Origin of the sequence: Pseudomonas sp. B5(2017) (genome assembly GCF_002112825.1) — a bacterium.
Lineage (GTDB): Bacteria > Pseudomonadota > Gammaproteobacteria > Pseudomonadales > Pseudomonadaceae > Aquipseudomonas > Aquipseudomonas putida_Z.
Genome location: NZ_NEIR01000004.1, coordinates 149,077 through 165,810, shown reverse-complemented (window position 1 = coordinate 165,810; position 16,734 = coordinate 149,077). Strand labels below are relative to the sequence as shown.

Annotated in this window: 8 protein-coding genes; 1 reads left to right on the top strand and 7 read right to left on the bottom strand. The window is 64.4% G+C overall.

The genetic code is table 11. The features are described 5' to 3' along the window. Positions 1-2 precede the first annotated feature (2 nt). Positions 3-3,506, top strand: a complete 3,504-nt coding sequence (locus CAG00_RS07695) for a glycosyltransferase family 2 protein (RefSeq protein ID WP_085663978.1) — start codon at positions 3-5, stop codon at positions 3,504-3,506. Between the two features lie 124 nt (positions 3,507-3,630). Here the strand turns inward: CAG00_RS07695 and CAG00_RS07690 are convergent, their stop codons facing one another. The 7 genes from CAG00_RS07690 to flgH form a co-directional block, all read right to left on the bottom strand. Further along, positions 3,631-6,351 (bottom strand): glycosyltransferase, encoded by a 2,721-nt coding sequence (locus CAG00_RS07690; protein WP_085663977.1) that lies wholly within the window; start codon positions 6,349-6,351, stop codon positions 3,631-3,633. Positions 6,352-6,405: 54 nt separating this feature from the next. After that, positions 6,406-9,981: a glycosyltransferase gene (locus tag CAG00_RS07685; protein WP_085663976.1), complete on the bottom strand. Its 3,576-nt coding sequence runs from the start codon at positions 9,979-9,981 to the stop codon at positions 6,406-6,408. 76 nt (positions 9,982-10,057) lie between these two features. Continuing rightward, positions 10,058-11,641: a flagellar hook-associated protein 3 gene (locus CAG00_RS07680; protein WP_085589047.1), complete on the bottom strand. Its 1,584-nt coding sequence runs from the start codon at positions 11,639-11,641 to the stop codon at positions 10,058-10,060. Between the two features lie 13 nt (positions 11,642-11,654). Continuing rightward, positions 11,655-13,688, bottom strand: a complete 2,034-nt coding sequence (gene flgK / locus CAG00_RS07675) for a flagellar hook-associated protein FlgK (protein WP_085614546.1) — start codon at positions 13,686-13,688, stop codon at positions 11,655-11,657. Between the two features lie 12 nt (positions 13,689-13,700). Then, complete coding sequence (flgJ, locus tag CAG00_RS07670; RefSeq protein ID WP_085663975.1) at positions 13,701-14,855, bottom strand: flagellar assembly peptidoglycan hydrolase FlgJ; 1,155 nt, start codon at positions 14,853-14,855, stop codon at positions 13,701-13,703. An 11-nt stretch (positions 14,856-14,866) separates the two neighbouring features. Then, positions 14,867-15,976, bottom strand: coding sequence for a flagellar basal body P-ring protein FlgI (locus CAG00_RS07665; protein ID WP_015271237.1), 1,110 nt, complete (start codon positions 15,974-15,976; stop codon positions 14,867-14,869). 12 nt (positions 15,977-15,988) lie between these two features. Then, positions 15,989-16,684 (bottom strand): flagellar basal body L-ring protein FlgH, encoded by a 696-nt coding sequence (flgH, locus tag CAG00_RS07660; protein ID WP_085589051.1) that lies wholly within the window; start codon positions 16,682-16,684, stop codon positions 15,989-15,991. Positions 16,685-16,734 lie beyond the last annotated feature (50 nt).

Below are 16,734 nucleotides of genomic sequence, written 5' to 3'. Positions count from 1 at the left end.
ACATGACCCCTGCAAGCCTGCACGGCAAGCCGCGCCACCCCTACTACATCTGCGCACCCGATTACCGCGAAACCTCTTCCGGTGTGTGCGTGCTGCATTACCTTTGCCACGCCCTGAACCTGGCAGGTCATGAAGCCTACGTGACTCATTGCAAGGTCAACCCAGCACTGCGCACGCCGATCCTCACCGATGAGATCCGCCTGCGCCACATGGCCCTTGGCCTGGCCCCCATCGCGGTGTACCCGGAAGTCGCCGATGGCAACCCGATCGGCGCACCGATCGTGGCCCGCTACATCCTCAACCGTGAAGGCTTCCTGACCGGCAGGGCCATCGATGCCCGGGAATCGGACCTGTTCTTCTACTACACCCAGGATTTTCGCGGTAATGCCAAGAGCGACGACCTGCTGCTGCTGCCGGTAATCGACTCGGAACTGTTCTCGCCACCTGCCGAGCCGATCGAACGTCGCGGTCACTACCTCTACCTCAATCGCTTCGACAAGACCAAGGTCGACTACTCGCTGCTGCCGGACGACATCGAAGTGCTGAGCCTGGCCAACCCGAAGACACTTGCGCAACTGGCGCAGATCTTCCGTCAGGCCTCGGTGCTGTACAGCTACGAGATTTCCGCCACCTGCACAGAAGCCATGCTGTGCGGCTGCCCGGTCATCTACATGCCAGGCGGCCATGTCACGACCCAGCCATTCGTCGAACAGTTCGGTAACGCCGGTTCAGCCTTGTACCACGAGCCCGGGGGGCTGGAGCGCGCCCGCGCAAGCGTGATGCAAGCGCGTATGCGCTGGCTGGATATCGAGCGGGCGTTCTGGCCGCAACTGCAGCGGTTCATCGATACCACCCAGCGCGCGGCGGTGCGCCACGTTGTGCAAAGCCAGGTGCCTTCAGTCAGGGACTGGCTGCTGCAGCGCCAACTCACCCCCGTGCAGCAGCAGCTGACCGAGGCACGTCGCCAGCAACTGTCGGGGCTGACCAGCCTGACCTTGCTGGTACGTGATGAAAAAGGCGATGCCGCCGCACTCCAGGACACGCTCGACAGCATCGCCTGGTGGCGCACGTCGTCCTCCATCCGCCTGAGCATTGTGGTGCTCAGCACCCGGACAGCGCCACCAGCACTTGCCGCAGGTGTGCGCTGGCTGCATTGCACGGCCCCGGGCGCCCTCGAACTGAACGAGGCCCTGCAACGCGAAGACAGCGACTGGATGATGCTGCTCGACGCTGGTGACGAGATCCTGCCGTCCGGCGCCCTGATGCTGGACCTGGAACTTGCCGGTGCCGAAGGCTGCCGCATGCTGTACTGCGATGGCATGTTCCGCTCCGCCGAAGGCCCTGGCGCCGTATTGCGCCCAGGCGTCAACCTCGACTACCTGCTGAGCCTGCCGCTGGCCATGGCGTCCCACTGGCTGGTACGGCGAACCTTGGCGCTGCAGGTCGGCGGCTACGACCCGAGCCTGCCACGTGCATTGGAACTGGACCTGACCCTGCGCCTGATCGAACAGGACGGCCTGGCCGGCATTGCTCACCTCGATGAAGCCTTCATCGTAAGCAACACCCCTTTGATCGAAGACAACGCCGACGAGCGAAATGCCATCAGCCGACATCTGGCCAACCGCGGCTACGTCAACGCGCAAGTGCTGGAAAGCCCCGCTCGCCATTACCACATCAAGTACGGTCATGCGCAGCAACCGCTTGTATCGATCGTTATCCCGACCCGCGACAACCTGGCCCTGCTGCAACGCTGCGTGGAAAGCCTGCTGGAAAAGACAGGCTACCCACATTTTGAAATCATCCTGGTCGACAACGACAGCCAGGATCAGCAGACCCATGACTGGCTGAACAACATGGCCATGATCGGCCAGGACCGCCTGAGCGTGCTGCGCTACCCTGGGCCGTTCAACTTCAGCGCCATCAACAACTTCGCCGCAGGGCAGGCCCGCGGTGAATACCTGGTGTTGATGAACAACGATGTGGCTGTGCTCGACGAGCATTGGCTGGACGAATTGCTCAACCACGCCCAACGCCCTGAAGTCGGCGCGGTCGGGGCCAAATTACTGACACCTGCAGGGCGCATCCAGCACGCCGGGCTGATCGGCGGCCTGCATGGCCCTGCCGGCAGCCCATCGCTGGACCAACCTGCCAACGCCAGCGGCTACCTGCAGCGCCTGCACGTCGACCAGAGCATGAGCGCTGTCAGCGCCAGCTGCCTGATGGTCGATAAAGCGCTTTACCTGGCTGCCAACGGCATGGACGAAGAACACTTCCAGGTCACCTGCAATGATCTCGACTTGTGCCTGAAGCTGGTCGAGATGGGCTACCTGAACGTCTGGACGCCGCATGCCACGCTGGTTCATGAAGGGGGCGCCAGCTGGGCACAAGTGCGCAAACTGCCGCAGATGCGCGAACGCTTCGCCCAGGATCAGCACAATGCCTATGCCAAGTGGCTGCCCCAGCTGGCCAACGATCCGGCACACAACCGGCACCTTTCCTTGCATGGCAGCGGCTTTGAATTCGAGCGTTTGATGGAGCTGAGCTGGCGGCCGTTGTGCTGGCGGCCGCTGCCCGTGGTGCTGGCCTGCCCGAGCCAGGACGAGCATGCTGCGGCGCAACTGCAAGCGGCATTCAACAACCTGCGTGACGCAGGGCAGATCGACGGCAGCGTTAGCGATCGCCTGCTCAGCCCGGTCGAAGTGCAACGCCTGCGCCCTGACGTGATCGTGCTCCAGCACACCTGCGACGCTCGCCGGCTGCCGCGCCTGAGCCAGATGCTGGGCCTGTCGTCGGCGTTCAAGATCCTTCAGGTGACTGCCCTGCCGAACACCGCCGCAGAACGCGACACCCTCGAGCAAGCGGCGCGCATGGTGGACCGCATCGTGGTCTGCAGCCAGGCACTGGCCAACAATCTCGAGGGCCTGCATGACGATATCCAGGTCATCGACAACCGACTCGATGGACAATGGGCAGACCTGCCGCGACCTGTTCGACTCGAAGGCAAGCCTCGCCTCGGCTGTGCCTTCCTCGGCAACGACCCGGCCTCGGCCGAACTGGCCGAGCAGGTGGTTCGTCACTGGGCCTCACGCGTGGACTGGGTACTTTGGGGAGATGTACCGGCACACCTGCAACAGCATGCCCGCGAACTGCACCCGGCACAGGTACAGCATTCGCCCAGGCTGCTGGCCAGCCTGAACCTTGATGCTGCCCTGCTGATTCGCAGCGACAGCACCCAGGCTGTCTACGACGACGCTTTGGCACTGATGCAACTCGGCGCCTGCGGCTATGCGGTGGCCTGCAGCGACGTAGCCACCCTGCCCGCCAGCCTGTGCGTCACACGTGCGGCCAATGAAGTATCGGCCTGGAACGACGCCATCACTGCCTTGGTCGACGATGAGCCAGCCCGGAACCACCAAGGCGCGGCACTGCGTGCACAGGTGGGCCAGGCAGCCATGGCTGACGCAGCCTACCTGCAGAGGCTGGCGACGGCCTGGCTGCCAGGTTGATCGATGGTGGCTGAGTCGCGCACTCAGCCGCCACTGCCGCCAGGCAATGAAAAATCCGCTACCCACGACAGGTAGCGGATTTTTTTTTGCAGCATTGCCAGACGACGCTGGCCGAATGCCTGGCTCAGTGCTGACGCGCAGGACTCAGCGCATCACTGGCCCAAGTGCTGGCAAACGCGTCAGGCCAACGCGCCTGCAACACGCCACAGGCCACCGGGTCGGCCACGTTCGGCGCATCGTCGAACAGCTGCGCCACAGGCGTCCAGGCCACCAGCAAGCCCGCCGCCGCCGCCGCCAGGCAGACGTCCAGGTCGAAAGCCCGTAACGGCTGCAGGCCACCGCAATGGTCGAACAGATCACGGCGCAGCAACATGCAGTCGGCGGAAACCGCGGCGCAGTTGCGCACCGACGCTGGCCAGCGTGCCTTGCCACAGTCCACCACCGACATGCCCTGCCATGGCTGGTGCAGCACCGGCCCCTGCAACAAGTCGAAGCCAGCATGCACAACCGTGCCGTCGCGCGCGAGCAGACGAGCGCCGACGACACCTACTTCAGGCCTGAGCCCCTCGTTGAGCAACCCTTCGATCCAGGCCGGCGAAATCACTTCGCAGTGCTCGGCAAGCAGCAGCAGGTATTCACCCCGAGCCTGTTCCGCCGCCAGGTTGAGCAACGCCTCACGCCCGCTCGCCGTGCCTGCCAGCAGCACGACACGCTGGCCAAACCCTTGCAGCGCGGCAGCGGTAGCTTCGGCGTGTTCGGAATTACAGGCAACCCGCAGCTCGTAGCGCGGGTAACGGGTGCGCTGCAGGACGCTGGTCAGGCAAGCCTGCAAACGCTGCACGTCACCTTCGGCGGCCACCAGAATGCTCACCAGCGGTGTGGCCGAATGGCGGAAGTCCACCACCAGGCCAGCCTCGCCCTGGTCGTGCACTTCACCACGGTAACCCAGCAGCGTCAGGTGCCGCTTGAGCGTAAGCAGCGCATCGGCCTGCAGCGCCGGCGTCGCCTGGCTGCCCACCACGAGGTATTCGTCCATGTGTGCCAGGCCGCCCTGCCCATGCTGCTCCACCAGGCGCAACAGCAAGTCGAACTCCAATGCATGGCGGCAGGTTTCGCTGTAGCCACCCAACTCCACCACGGTCTCGCGGCGCACGCACCAATGCCGCGACATCAGCCCCGGTTGTGCACGCAGCAGGTCGAGGTTGCTGCCTGGGCGAACCACGCCATGCAGGCGGCCCTCGGTGTCACGCTGCACTTCATTGGCACAGACCGCCTGGCAACCCGGGGCTTCGGCCAGCTCCTGCTGCAAGCGCAGCAAGCCACCGCTGACCAAGGTATCGCCGGCCTCCAGCAACATCAGCCAATCGCTGCTCAGTTGACGCACTTGCTGGTTGAGGTGGGTGACCCAGTTGCTTTCATTGACTTGCACGAAATGCAGCGTATCGCGGGCGGTGGTGATCGCCGGTGGCTTGCCACCCTTGAGCACCACCAGCTTGAACTGGCGCAACCCGCTGGCCAGCAGGCTGTCGAAGGTCGCCTGCAACGCCAGGTCGTCGTCCGCCAGGTCGGCAACCACGAAGGTGACCTGCGCCCCCGGGCGCTTGTTCAGGTGTGCCAACAGGCGCTGCTGTGCGGCCCTGTCCGGCGTGGCAGCGGCCAGCGCGTCAAGCACCTGGCCAGACCCCGTACTGCGCAACCAGCCGTTGCCATCGATACCGGGCACCGCCTCCAGGCGCGCAAGCCAATCACCCAGTTCGCGGGCGCGCTCACCATCGTCATTGCCGGTGAGGGTCGGTACCAGGCGCTGGCAGACCTCCAGGTTGAACAGGCCCAGCGCCAACGCTTTCCAGTAACGCTGCTGCAAGGTTGCGGCGGTGTCGTTGGGGTGCACCTGCAACAACTCGCGCTGGCGCACCCAGGTGCCCTCCAGCGCCTGGCGGTGGGCTTGCCCGGTCGGCCAGGCATGGCAGAGGAATTCCAGCGCGCTCAGGCGCTCGAACAGCGCGCCATTGTAGTAAGGCAACTCGACATACTGCCGCGGCTCGAAAATGCGCTCCGGTTCGCCGATCACCGTGCCCCATGGCGAGGTGAACAGCAAAGGTGCTTCGCTCTGGTCGTAGGTCGCGCGCACAAAACGATTGAGTACGGCAAAACCGGCCTCGTCATTGCACAGCTCGCCCCCCCATTCGCGCAGCAGGCGCACGGTACGGGTCAGCTGTTCGTCGCGAGCCACGGGGGTCAGCATGCTCGGCGCGAACTCGCAGACCACATCGGTCTGCGCCAGTTGCGCGATTCTGCCTGCGGCGACCAGGGCGCAAGACAAGGCCACGCGCCAGCCAGCGAAATCCAGCTCGCCCGGCAAGGTGTCGAGCAGCGCCTGCACTGCCCCGACCCGCAGCACCGCACGCCAGGCCTGCTGACCAGCCATGGCGTACTGGCGCAGGCGTGCGCGCGCACTGTCATCGGCTGCGGCCTCGAAGGCCGAGCCCATCTTGTAGTAGGCCACCTGGGCGTTGCCCGGCGCATAGCCCAACGCGTAGCCCTGAGCGCCCTGCACCTGAGGTTGCGCATGCAAGCAGGCAGCGGCCTGCTGCAGGGCCGACGCCAACACGAAATCGGCATCCAGGGCCAGGGTCACGAACGGAGTGGCGACCTGTTGCAAGGCCAGGGCCAGGCGGGCGCTGCACTGCGCGCCCGCCGTGTCCGCCTGCATTGGCTCCAGGGCCAGGCAGGGAATGCCCGCCTGGCGATAGTAATGGATGGCTCGGGCACGATGGTCCGGCTGTTCATGCCCAAGCAGGACGACGGTCACTTGGTTGTGCGACCCGATTACGGTTTCGGCCATAGGGCACCTGTTCATGTTGTTGGTCTGGCGCCCGACGGTGGCAGGCCCCAAGGTTCAATCCGCCAGCCAGGCGTTGGCCCACTGTTGCAGGTGGTGTGGCATCAGCACGTAGTCCCGCAGCACCGTTTCGCGCAGGGCATCACCCTGGCGGTAGCTGGCCTGGGGGTCGGCCAGGTGCATGCGGATCGCATCCAGCCATTGTTCCGAGGTGTTGTTGCGCACCCGCGTGCAAGGCAGGTAGCCGTCATAGGCCTTGGTGTCGGTACAGATCACCGGGAAGCCGCACGCACCATACTCAAGCAGGCGCAAGTTGCTCTTGCAGTCGTTGAACAGGTTCTGTTCGAGCGGCGCCAGTGCCAGGTCAAGGTTGAGGCTGGCCAGCTTCTGCGGGTACGACGCCAAGGGCACGCCTTTGTGGAACTCCTTCACATAAGGCCGCAAGGCATCCGGGCACATACCGAAGAATACCCAGTCGACCTCGTCGGCCAGGGCCTTGATGACGTCCAGCAACAGCTCCAGATCGCCCCGGTGGCTGGTGCCCCCCGCCCAGCCCACGCGCGGCCGCGCGCTTGTCTGGCGCTCGCTGGCCAGCCCGGCCCACAGCGGGGCGGCAAGCATGTTGGGGACTACACGGATATCGTGGTGCATGCTCGACAGTGCATCGGCCAGCGGCTGGGTCGACACCACCACCCGGTCGCACAAGGCAATACCCTGGGTGACCAGCTCGCGCATGTTGGCCGGTATGTTCCGCGCATGGGCGTTCTTTTCCGGCACCTCGATGATGTAATCGTCGATCTCGTAGATGCGTCGGGCGTTCGACAGACGCTTGAAGCGCGTCATTTCATCGATCGAATTGACCGTGTAGCGACACTGCAAGATCATCACGTCGGGCTTCTCGCGCTCGATCTCGATCATCTCCGGAGTACTGTAATCAAGCCGCCCCTGGATCCAGCCAGCGCGCTCCAGCTCGGTGAACGGCTGTGCCACCCGGTAGTGACCGACCGCCGAAGTGTTGATCGGCAACGCCAACACCGACGGCAGCACACGGCTGATGAACGGGTCCCAGCCACGACGCTGTCCGGCATCGAGGTTGAAGCTGGCCATCTTCAGGCTCAGGTTGCGGTTATAGGCAGGGTCGCGGGCAACCTTGGCCAACCAGCGTTCATGGAAGATGTCCTTGTCCAGCACCTTGCGCTGCCTGTCGGTCCGCACGTCACGGGTCGAAGCGAAGCGAACGAGCACTGCATGGGGCGTCCACACCGCCAGATAGCCTTGTTCGCGGATGCGCAGGCAGAGGTCGGCATCCTGCAGGCCGCCCTTGAGGCCATGCACATCGAAACCGCCCAGCGCGGCGAACAGCTCGCGGCGCACCAGCAGGCAGTCCAGGCTCAGCGCGCTCCAGTTCTGCACGGCATTGAGCCGGAGCATGTAGCCGCCGCTGTCAGCCGGCATGCCAACGAACGGGCTGCTGACGCCGCCATGCAGCCCCAGGACCAGCCCGGCGCCAAAGATCTCGCCGCTTTGGGTACATAGCTTGGGCGCCACCACGCCGACCTCCGGGCGCTGGGCCTGGGCCATCAACTGCTCCAGCCAGGACCGGTCGAAGGCGGCGCAGGCGCTGTCGAGCATCAGCAGGTAGTCGCCACGGGCAGCCTCGCTGGCCTGGTTCAACTGCGCCAGCTGGCTGCCGCTGGCCACCTCGATCACCCGCAATTGGTTGATGCCCAGCCCCTGCATGGCCTGCAGCCATTGACGCAGGTCGGCAGGCGTATCCGGCGAGGCGATCAGCAGCACCTCGAAATGGCCATACCGGGTGTATTCGAACACGGACTCGACACAACGCATCGCCGCGCTCAGGTCGTCCCCGAGCGTAACCAGGATCGACACCAGGGCTTGCTCCGGGTGCCGGTACGCCACTTGGCACAACGACATGCCTTCGGCACCGACAACCTCGGCATCGACGCCCAGCCGCTGCAGATGGGCCCGCACCACGCGTGGCGCCTGCTGTGCGCAGCGCGGGTCGTGCAGCCACTGGCCAAAGTCGTGCTGGCAATGCACCAGGAGTTCGTCGATGTGCTCGATGACCTGCAAGCCCTGGTGTTCCGCCAGGCGCCACAGCAGGTCGTGGGGTGCAAGGGTATCGAAGTCCGGGTCGAAGCCGCCGACCTCGCGCAGCGCCGTACAGTTGAATGCCAGTACGCGCCCTACATATGGCAGGCTGCGCATCAGGTCGAGGTTGAAGTCCGGCTTGAAGATGGGTGTTGTCGGGCGCAGCCCGTCATGGCTACCTTCGTCGACATAGATGCAGGCCCGCTCGCGAAGTGCCATGCGCTCGCCCATGATCGCCAGAGCATGGGGCACCAGGCGGTCGCCAGCGCGCAACAGCAGTATCCAGTCGGCATCGTCGGCACGCGCCAGGCGCGCCTGCAGCTGGGCCAGGCCATTGCCCTGCACGAGCATGCGTTCAACCGCGACCGGCTGGCCTGCCAATTCCAGCGTCGCCGGTGCCAGCAGCCAGGTGCCGGCTGCCGAACAGGACTGCGCGGCAAGGCTGTCCAGGGTCGCGCGCAGGGCCAGTTCCTCACCCGCCTCGGCCCAGATCACCGGGACGATGCGCGGCTGCCGGGGCCACTGTTCGAAGCGCTTGGGCAACGCCTTGAGCTGTGCAGCCGACAGGTCACGGCACTCCAGCCACTGGGCATACACCTCTTCAAACGACAGGCAGTCAGTGCCAACCTGCTGCGCCTGGCGGGCCTGCTGTGCCCCGTACAGGCGGTTGAGTTCGTACTCGTCCCACTGCGCACCCTGCTCGCCCTGGTACCGCTCCAGCGACAAGTAGCGCACCCAGCCACTGGCCGGTGCGGCCTCGCTTGCCCGCGCGGCCAGCATTGCCTTTATCCAGTCGGTCTCGATGGGGAAGGCCAGGGTCATGCCTGCCTGGTGGCTCAGGCGCGCAGGGTGCAGACGCTCCATGCTGAGGAAGCGTGACAAGTGCCCCAGGTTGCCTCGGCGCATGAGGCAAATGTACAGCGCCATGTCCAGGCGCGCGGCAAACCCGCTGCCCTCCTGCACCAACGCCGGCAGGAACTCGGCCACCAGGTCACGGCGCATCAGTGCATGGCTGAGGCCGCCGAACAGGTTGGGGGCGTTCGTCTCCAACGCTTCGAGCAAGTCGCTGCCCTTGACTACCGCATCCTCCGGGCACATCACCGCATTGAGCATGCGAGGCGGTAGCAAGGCATCGTCGGCCGCGCACAGCATGCGCTGGCAGATGGTCATGCTGACATCGGCATGCTGTTCCATGACCGCGGCCTGCAGGCCGACACATTCGGGGAACAGTCGGTCGTCGTCGCAGAGAAACTTGATCAGCGGCCCTTCAGCATGCTCCAGGCACGCCAGCAGGTTGCGGGCGAACCCAAGGGTCTGCGGATTGCGCACGTAGCGCACCGGCTTGCCGGTCTCACCTACCACCTCGTCGACGATACGCTGGATCTCCAGGCCCCGGCTGTCATCGCAGACCAGCACCTCCAGCGCCGAGTAATCCTGGTTGAGCGCGCTGAGCAACGTGGCGCGGAAGAACTCGGGGTTGAAGGCTGGAATGGCAATGCTGACGAGGGTCTGTTGATTCACGGCGAAGACCTTGAAGAGGTGGCGTGGCCAGCACCGAATGGGCTGGCACACGCCGGATGACGCGAGAGAGGTGAAATCAGATGTAGTTGACCAACGACAAGCTGGCGACCTTGGCATAGGCCTGCAGCGACGCTTGCAGCATGTTGGTTTGCATCTGCAGGCGCAGCATCACTTCAGCCGGGTCGCTTTCGCGGATAGAGCTCTGGGTCTTGGTGTTCTCGGTGCTCAGCGCCTCGTTGGTTTCGGACTGCACATCCAGCGCCTGGCCACGGCCACCGATCGCACTGACCGACGACGACACCTGATTGGTGGCGCTGGCGATGTTGCCAACGGCCGAATCCAGCGCGGCGAGGAAGTTCTGCCGGGCCACCGGGTCGTTGTCCACCGGGCTGGTCAGCGCGGTACGCAGCTTGCCGATGGTGTCGAGGATGTTCTGGGTCTGGTGGGTATCGACCTTGACCGCGAACGAGTCCCCGGCATTCGGTGCGCCGGACAGCTCGAAGCTGACCCCAGCCGCGGTGGCGGTGGTGCCGTTCGGCCCGCCCAGCGCACCCGATGCCACCGGGCGGCTGTCAGCAGTGACCGGTGCGGCGTACAGCTCGAAGGTGCTGCTGCCGGTGAACTTGAGCACCGCGCCACCGCCCGGGAAAGCGGCCTTGTAGGCAGCCTGATCGGTGATGGTCGCGCCCGTCACCTGCTCGGAGGAGGTATTGCCAGGGCTGCGGGTGCCGGAAACCTCATCGGCCTTGGAACTCAGGCTGAACGTATGCCCTGCGATAGCGGCATCTTCATTACCCTTGTCGCCGTCCTTGAAGGTGATGTCCAGGCGCAGATCGACACCGCGGAAGCTGATGCTGGTGTTGTCGCCATTGGGGTCGAACTTGCCGCCCTGGCTGGCCTCGAGCGTGACGTCATTGCCGTCGACGTCGGTGATCTTGTATTCGGTGCTGCTGAGGAATTCGATGCTGTACGGCTCGCCACTGCGGAAGCGATCGTTGTACAGGCTGTTGCCGGAGACCTGGCCGTTGGACAGGCTGACGCGGCCATCGTCGGTGGCCGGCGCGGTCAGGCTGGTCTGGCTACGGCTGGTGTTGAGCGCCTGCTCGAAGGCGTCGTAGCCAGTTTCATTGGCCGCCAGGCTGAGCATGTCACCCACCTGCAGGTTGAGCTTGCCCTGGTCGCCCTGGTAGCTGTAGGTGCCATCGGCATTGCGCGCGTAAGGCGGGGTATCGCCCTTGGAGCCGGAGAAGATGTACTTGCCGTTCTCGTCCTTGCTGTTCATCAACGAGAACAGCTGGTCTTCCAGCGACGCCAGTTCATCGGCGTTGGCCTTGCGGTCGGCATCGGTGAACGTACCGTTGCCAGAGCTCACCGCCAGCTCGTTGACCCGCTGCAGGATGGTGCCGATGGAGTTCAGGGTGCTTTCGGCAGTGCCCAGGGCGTTACGTACGTTGACGATGTTGCCGCTGTACTGCTTCAGCATGTTCTGCTGTTGTTCCAGTTGCAGCAGACGCGCCGCCCCCACCGGGTCATCCTTGGCCGAACGCACGCGAATGCCATCGCTTGCCTCCTGCTGGCTCTTCACCGTCTTGGCGAAGTTGCTCTGGTAGTTGGCCTGGTTGGTGTTGTAGAACTGCGAAGTAGAGATGCGTACGCTCACGATCTACGGCTCCTTAAAGACTGTTGATCAGGGTGGCGAAGGTTTCCTGGGCCGCCTTGATGATCTGCGACGACGCGGTGTAGTACTGCTGGAACTTGACCAGGTTGCCGGTCTCTTCATCGATCGACACACCCGACAGGCCATTACGGCTTTCCACTGCTGAGGCATGCAAGGCAGTGGTGGCATCGCTGTCCATCTGCGCCTGGCCGGCCTTGCCGCCAACATTGGAGACCAGCTTGGCGTAGGCATCGGTGAAGCTGATGCCCTTGCCGTTGGCGCCAACCTCGACCGTGGACTTGGTCTGCAGGTCGATCACCGACAAGGCGTTGCGGTTGTCTGCCGAACCTGCGCCGGTCAGCGCCACGGTATAGCTGTCGCCGTTCTTCGGCGCGCCGGAAACGCTCATCTCGAAGGTGAAGTTGCCGCCCAGCGAATTGCCGCTGCCATCGACCATCGGCACCGACAGCTGCAACTTGTTCTCCTGGCCCGGCACGATGGTGCCGCTGCCGATTTCGGTACCCTTGGCGTCGTACATCTTGTAGGCCTGGGGCGAACTGGTGTCATCGCCGAACACCAGCTTGACCGGGGTCGAATACTTCAGGCCAGCCTGCAATTGCGAACGCTGGGCGGCATCGTAGATGTCCATCTCCGAGGTCAGCGTCGGCTGGGTGATGACGCCGGTACCTTTGTTGCCCGACCCACTGGTGGCGGTCAGTGGCGAAGCCAAGGCCAGGCGCTTCGGGTCGGTCAGGACAGTGTCGATGCCGGCGGCCGCATTGCGGGTCGGGGTGATCTTGAAGCTGTCGCCAGCACTCAGGCCGCCACCATTGAGCGACAGGGTGAACCCGTCGATCACCGGAGGCGGCGTGTCGGTGAGGTCGAAACTGCCCATGTCGGTGCCTTCCGGCAACTTGCGCACGCTGTAGCCAGTGGCGCTGGTGAAGGTCACCTGGTAATCGCTGGTGCTGAGCTTGCCGGTGTCCTTGATGGTCACATCGAGGTTGCCGGAGCCGGCGCTGTTGCCGGTCTTGGCGACACTGCGCTGGCTGATGGCCGCGGCGCTGTTGATATCGCCGAACAGGGTGGCACCGAAGTCACCGTTCTTGTCGATGCCCTGGGCCAGCTGGCTGTTGATCGCATCGGCTACTACCAAGGCCACGCGACCGAGCTCGTTGAGCGCCGGGTCGAGGGTATCCTTGCGGTAGCGGATCAGGCCGCCGAGCTCACCACCGGTCGTGGTGCTGGTGATGTCCATCTTGGTCGAGCCGCGATTGAGTATCAGGCTCATGCGGGTCGGGTCGGTGGCGCTCGGCTGCACGCCGATGGTCTGGGTGGTATTGCCCAGCACCAGGGCCTGGCCGTTCTTCAGGTAGATGTCGTAGTTGCCGTTCTTCTGCTCTACAACGTCGGCACCGATCAGCGCCGACAACTCGCGCACCGCACCGTCGCGCTGGTCGAGCAGGTCGTTGGGCTGGCCATTGACGGCCGTCATCTTGGAGATCTGGCCGTTGAGGTCGGCAATCGACTTGGTCAGCGCGTTGACCTTGTCAGCGATCGACGCCATGTTGGCATTGATATCGCTGTTCTGCTGGTTCAACTGCGCCGACAGGGTATTGAAGCGCTTGGCCAGGGACTGCGCGCTGGTCAGCAGCAGTTGGCGCGAGGCGTCCTCGGTCGGCTTGGCCGCGGCATCCTGCATGGCGCTGAAGAAGCTTTTCAGTGCAGCGGTGATACCGGTGTCGCTGCTCGACAGGGCGGTATCCAGCGGCGTGATCTGGTTCAGGTACGAGGTGGCATCGCTGCTCAGCGAGGTGGTGCTGCGCAGCTGGTTCTCGAGGAACGCGTTATAGACCCGGCGCACATCCGCCAGGGTAGTACCGCTGCCGATGAACACCTGGCCGACTTGCTGCCCGCCCTTGGTCTTCTGCACGTTCTGCTGGCGCGAGTAGCTTTCGACATCGGCGTTGGCGATGTTGTTACCGAGGGTGTACATCCCCGATTGCGCGGCGCCAAGCCCCGACATACCAATGTTGATCAGACTCGCCATGGTTCCATGCCCTTAAAGTTTCGTTGCGGTACCGAGCATTGCGTAGTGCTCGTACGACTTCATCTGTCTTGCGATCTGCGAGATCTTGCTGGCGTAATTCGGGTCGGTGGCGTACCCGGCCTTTTGCAACTCTTGCACGAACTGTTCTGGTTTATCGGCGGCCTTCACCGCATCTTGATAGCGCGAATTGTTCTGCAGCAGGCTGACCAGGTCGTGGAAGCTGTCCTGGTAGGAATCATAGGAACGGAACGCCGCCGTCTCCTTGACGAACTGGCCATCGCGGAACTCGCTGGTGATCGCCCGCGCCTCGCCGCCTTCCCAGTTGCCGGTTGCCTTGATGCCGAACAGGTTGTGGCTGCTGCTGCCATCGGTGTTGCGCATGACCGACTTGCCCCAGCCGGTTTCCAGGGCGGCCTGCGCCACCAGATAGCGCGGGTCGATACCGATGCGCCTGGCTGCCTGCTCGGCCATCGGCAGCATGGTGGCGACGAACTCGTCGCTGTCGGCAAAGGCTTTTTTCGGTGCCAGTGGTGGCTGGGCCACGGCGCGCCCGAGGATGCGCAGGCCGTTGTCCGGCACGGCGAAGGCCTTGGCCACTTGCTGGCCGTCACGGGCCGGCACGGCTGCGGTATTGGTGCTGGCCGCCGACGGCACGATGCCGGCCATCAGGCGGTCGGTGAGCTTGCTCGGCAGCGCCAGGCGTCGTGAATTGAGCGCGGCGACGTCGTTGCGGGTGGCGGTCGACTGCACGGCATGCACGGGCTCGGCCACCTTGTTGCCCCACAACGTCGGTGCACTGCCCTCGATACGCGGAAACGGGCTGGTGTTGGCCGGTGTGCCCTTGTTCTTCGACAGCTGGCGCACCAGTACGTCCTGCAGCCCGATGCCGCCACCTTCGCGGGACATGCTCACGGCCAGCTGCTGGTCGTACATGTCGCGGTACTGCTTCACCGTTTCGGTGTTCATCGGGTTGTCGTCGGCCAGCACGTCGCTGGCCTTGCGCGAGGCCTTGAGCATTTCGCTGATGAACAGCGACTCGAATTCCTGGGCCACCTTGCGCACGTTGGCGTCGCTGTCGCGGTCGCCATGCTTGAGCGAGCTCAGGCGGTTGAGGTCGGTGTAGGCGCCGCTGTCGGCGCTGCCGGAAACCAGGCTTTTGCTGTTCATCCGTGCCGTCCTCAGATCACGATCAGGTCGGCCTGCAGGGCGCCGGCCTGTTTCAGGGCTTCGAGGATGGCCATCAGGTCACTGGGCGCTGCGCCCACCTGGTTCACCGCACGGACGATTTCATCCAGCGTGGTGCCCGGGCCGAACTTGAACATCGGCTTGGCTTCCTGCTCGGCGTTGACCCGCGAGCGCGGCACCACGGCGGTCTGGCCATTGGAGAACGGCCCCGGCTGGCTGACGATCGGGTCTTCGGTAATGGTAACGGTCAGGCTGCCGTGGGTCACCGCGGCCGGCGACACCTTGACGTTCTGGCCGATGACGATGGTGCCGGTGCGCGAGTTGATGATGACCTTGGCGACTGCCTGGCCCGGGTCGATCTCGAGGTTCTCGAGGATCGACAGGTAGTCCACGCGCTGGCTCGGGTCCATCGGCGCAGTGACCCGTACCGAACCGCCGTCCACGGCCTGAGCCACGCCCGGGCCGAGCAGGTCGTTGACCTTGTCGACGATGCGCTTGGCAGTGGTGAAGTCGGGGCGGTTGAGGTTCAGGGTCAGGCTGTTGCCCTGATTGAAGCCGCTCGGCACTGCACGCTCGACGGTAGCGCCGCCTGGGATACGACCGGCCGACGGAACGTTGACGGTGATCTTCGAACCGTCACGGCCCTCGGCATCGAAGCCGCCCACCACCAGGTTACCCTGAGCCACGGCATAGACGTTGCCATCGATACCCTTGAGCGGGGTCATCAGCAGGCTGCCGCCGCGCAGGCTCTTGGAGTTACCGATCGAGGACACGGTAATGTCCACCACCTGGCCTGGCTTGGCGAACGCCGGCAGGTCGGCATGCACCGACACTGCCGCAACGTTTTTCAACTGCACGTTGCCGGAGCCGGCCGGCACCTTGATGCCGAACTGCGACAGCATGTTGTTGAAGGTCTGCAGGGTGAACGGCGTCTGAGTGGTCTGGTCACCCGTGCCATTGAGCCCCACCACCAGGCCGTAACCGATCAGCTGGTTGGAGCGCACGCCAGAAATGCTGGCGATGTCCTTCAGGCGCTCGGCCTGGGCGCCGAAGGCACAGGACAGGAGCAGGGTTGCGGCAATCAGCTGCCTCACGTTGAACATGGTCATCCGTACTCAGAAAGGCCAAAGCGGGCTGATGAAGAAGCGGTCCAGCCACCCGGGCTGGCTGGCATCGGCGAACGAGCCGGTACCGGAATAGGTGATGCGCGCGTCGGCCACGCGAGTGGACGGCACGGTGTTGTCGGTGGCGATGTCGTCGGCGCGAATCATGCCGGCAATGCGCACCAGCTCTTCGCCGGTGTTCAGGGTCAGCCACTTCTCGCCGCGCACGGCGATGATGCCGTTGGGCAGCACTTCGGCCACGGTCACGGTGATGGAACCGGTCAGGGTGTTGCCCTGAGTGGCCTTGCTGTCGCCCTTGGTGGCGCGCTCGCCGCTGTAGCCGGCCTCCAGCGACAGGTCACCACCGCCGAACGGGTTGTTGGTGTTCGGCGTAGTGCCGAACAACGATGTCAGGCCGATGTTGGCGTTGCTGTTTTTCTGGATCTGCGAGCCGGCGTTCTTGCTGGCCGATGTGCGCTCGTTGAGGGTGATGGTGATGATGTCACCCACCCGGAACGCCTTGCGGTCGCTGTACAGGTTCTGCTCGAAACCGGCCTGGTAGATCGAACCGTTGTTGGCCGCTGCCGGCAACGGGGTGCGCGGCAGTACCGGCGCGTAGTACGGGTCGTTGGGCTTGGGCGTCGGCGCGACGCAACCTGCCAGCAACACCGCCCCCCCCAGGGCGAAAACGGACAACAGACGATTCATGACGCTTACCTCACGGGTGCAACGGAGTGACGGGGTTAGAGCTGCCTGCT

What these genes read in the sequence shown, in the direction of transcription:
- CAG00_RS07695 (WP_085663978.1), top strand. Translation starts at nt 3, where the DNA reads ATGACCCCTGCAAGCCTGCACGGCAAGCCGCGCCACCCCTACTACATC.
- flgJ (WP_085663975.1), bottom strand. Translation starts at nt 14,855, where the DNA reads ATGAACAGCAAAAGCCTGGTTTCCGGCAGCGCCGACAGCGGCGCCTAC.
- CAG00_RS07690 (WP_085663977.1), bottom strand. Translation starts at nt 6,351, where the DNA reads ATGGCCGAAACCGTAATCGGGTCGCACAACCAAGTGACCGTCGTCCTG.
- flgH (WP_085589051.1), bottom strand. Translation starts at nt 16,684, where the DNA reads ATGAATCGTCTGTTGTCCGTTTTCGCCCTGGGGGGGGCGGTGTTGCTG.
- flgK (WP_085614546.1), bottom strand. Translation starts at nt 13,688, where the DNA reads ATGGCGAGTCTGATCAACATTGGTATGTCGGGGCTTGGCGCCGCGCAA.
- CAG00_RS07665 (WP_015271237.1), bottom strand. Translation starts at nt 15,976, where the DNA reads ATGTTCAACGTGAGGCAGCTGATTGCCGCAACCCTGCTCCTGTCCTGT.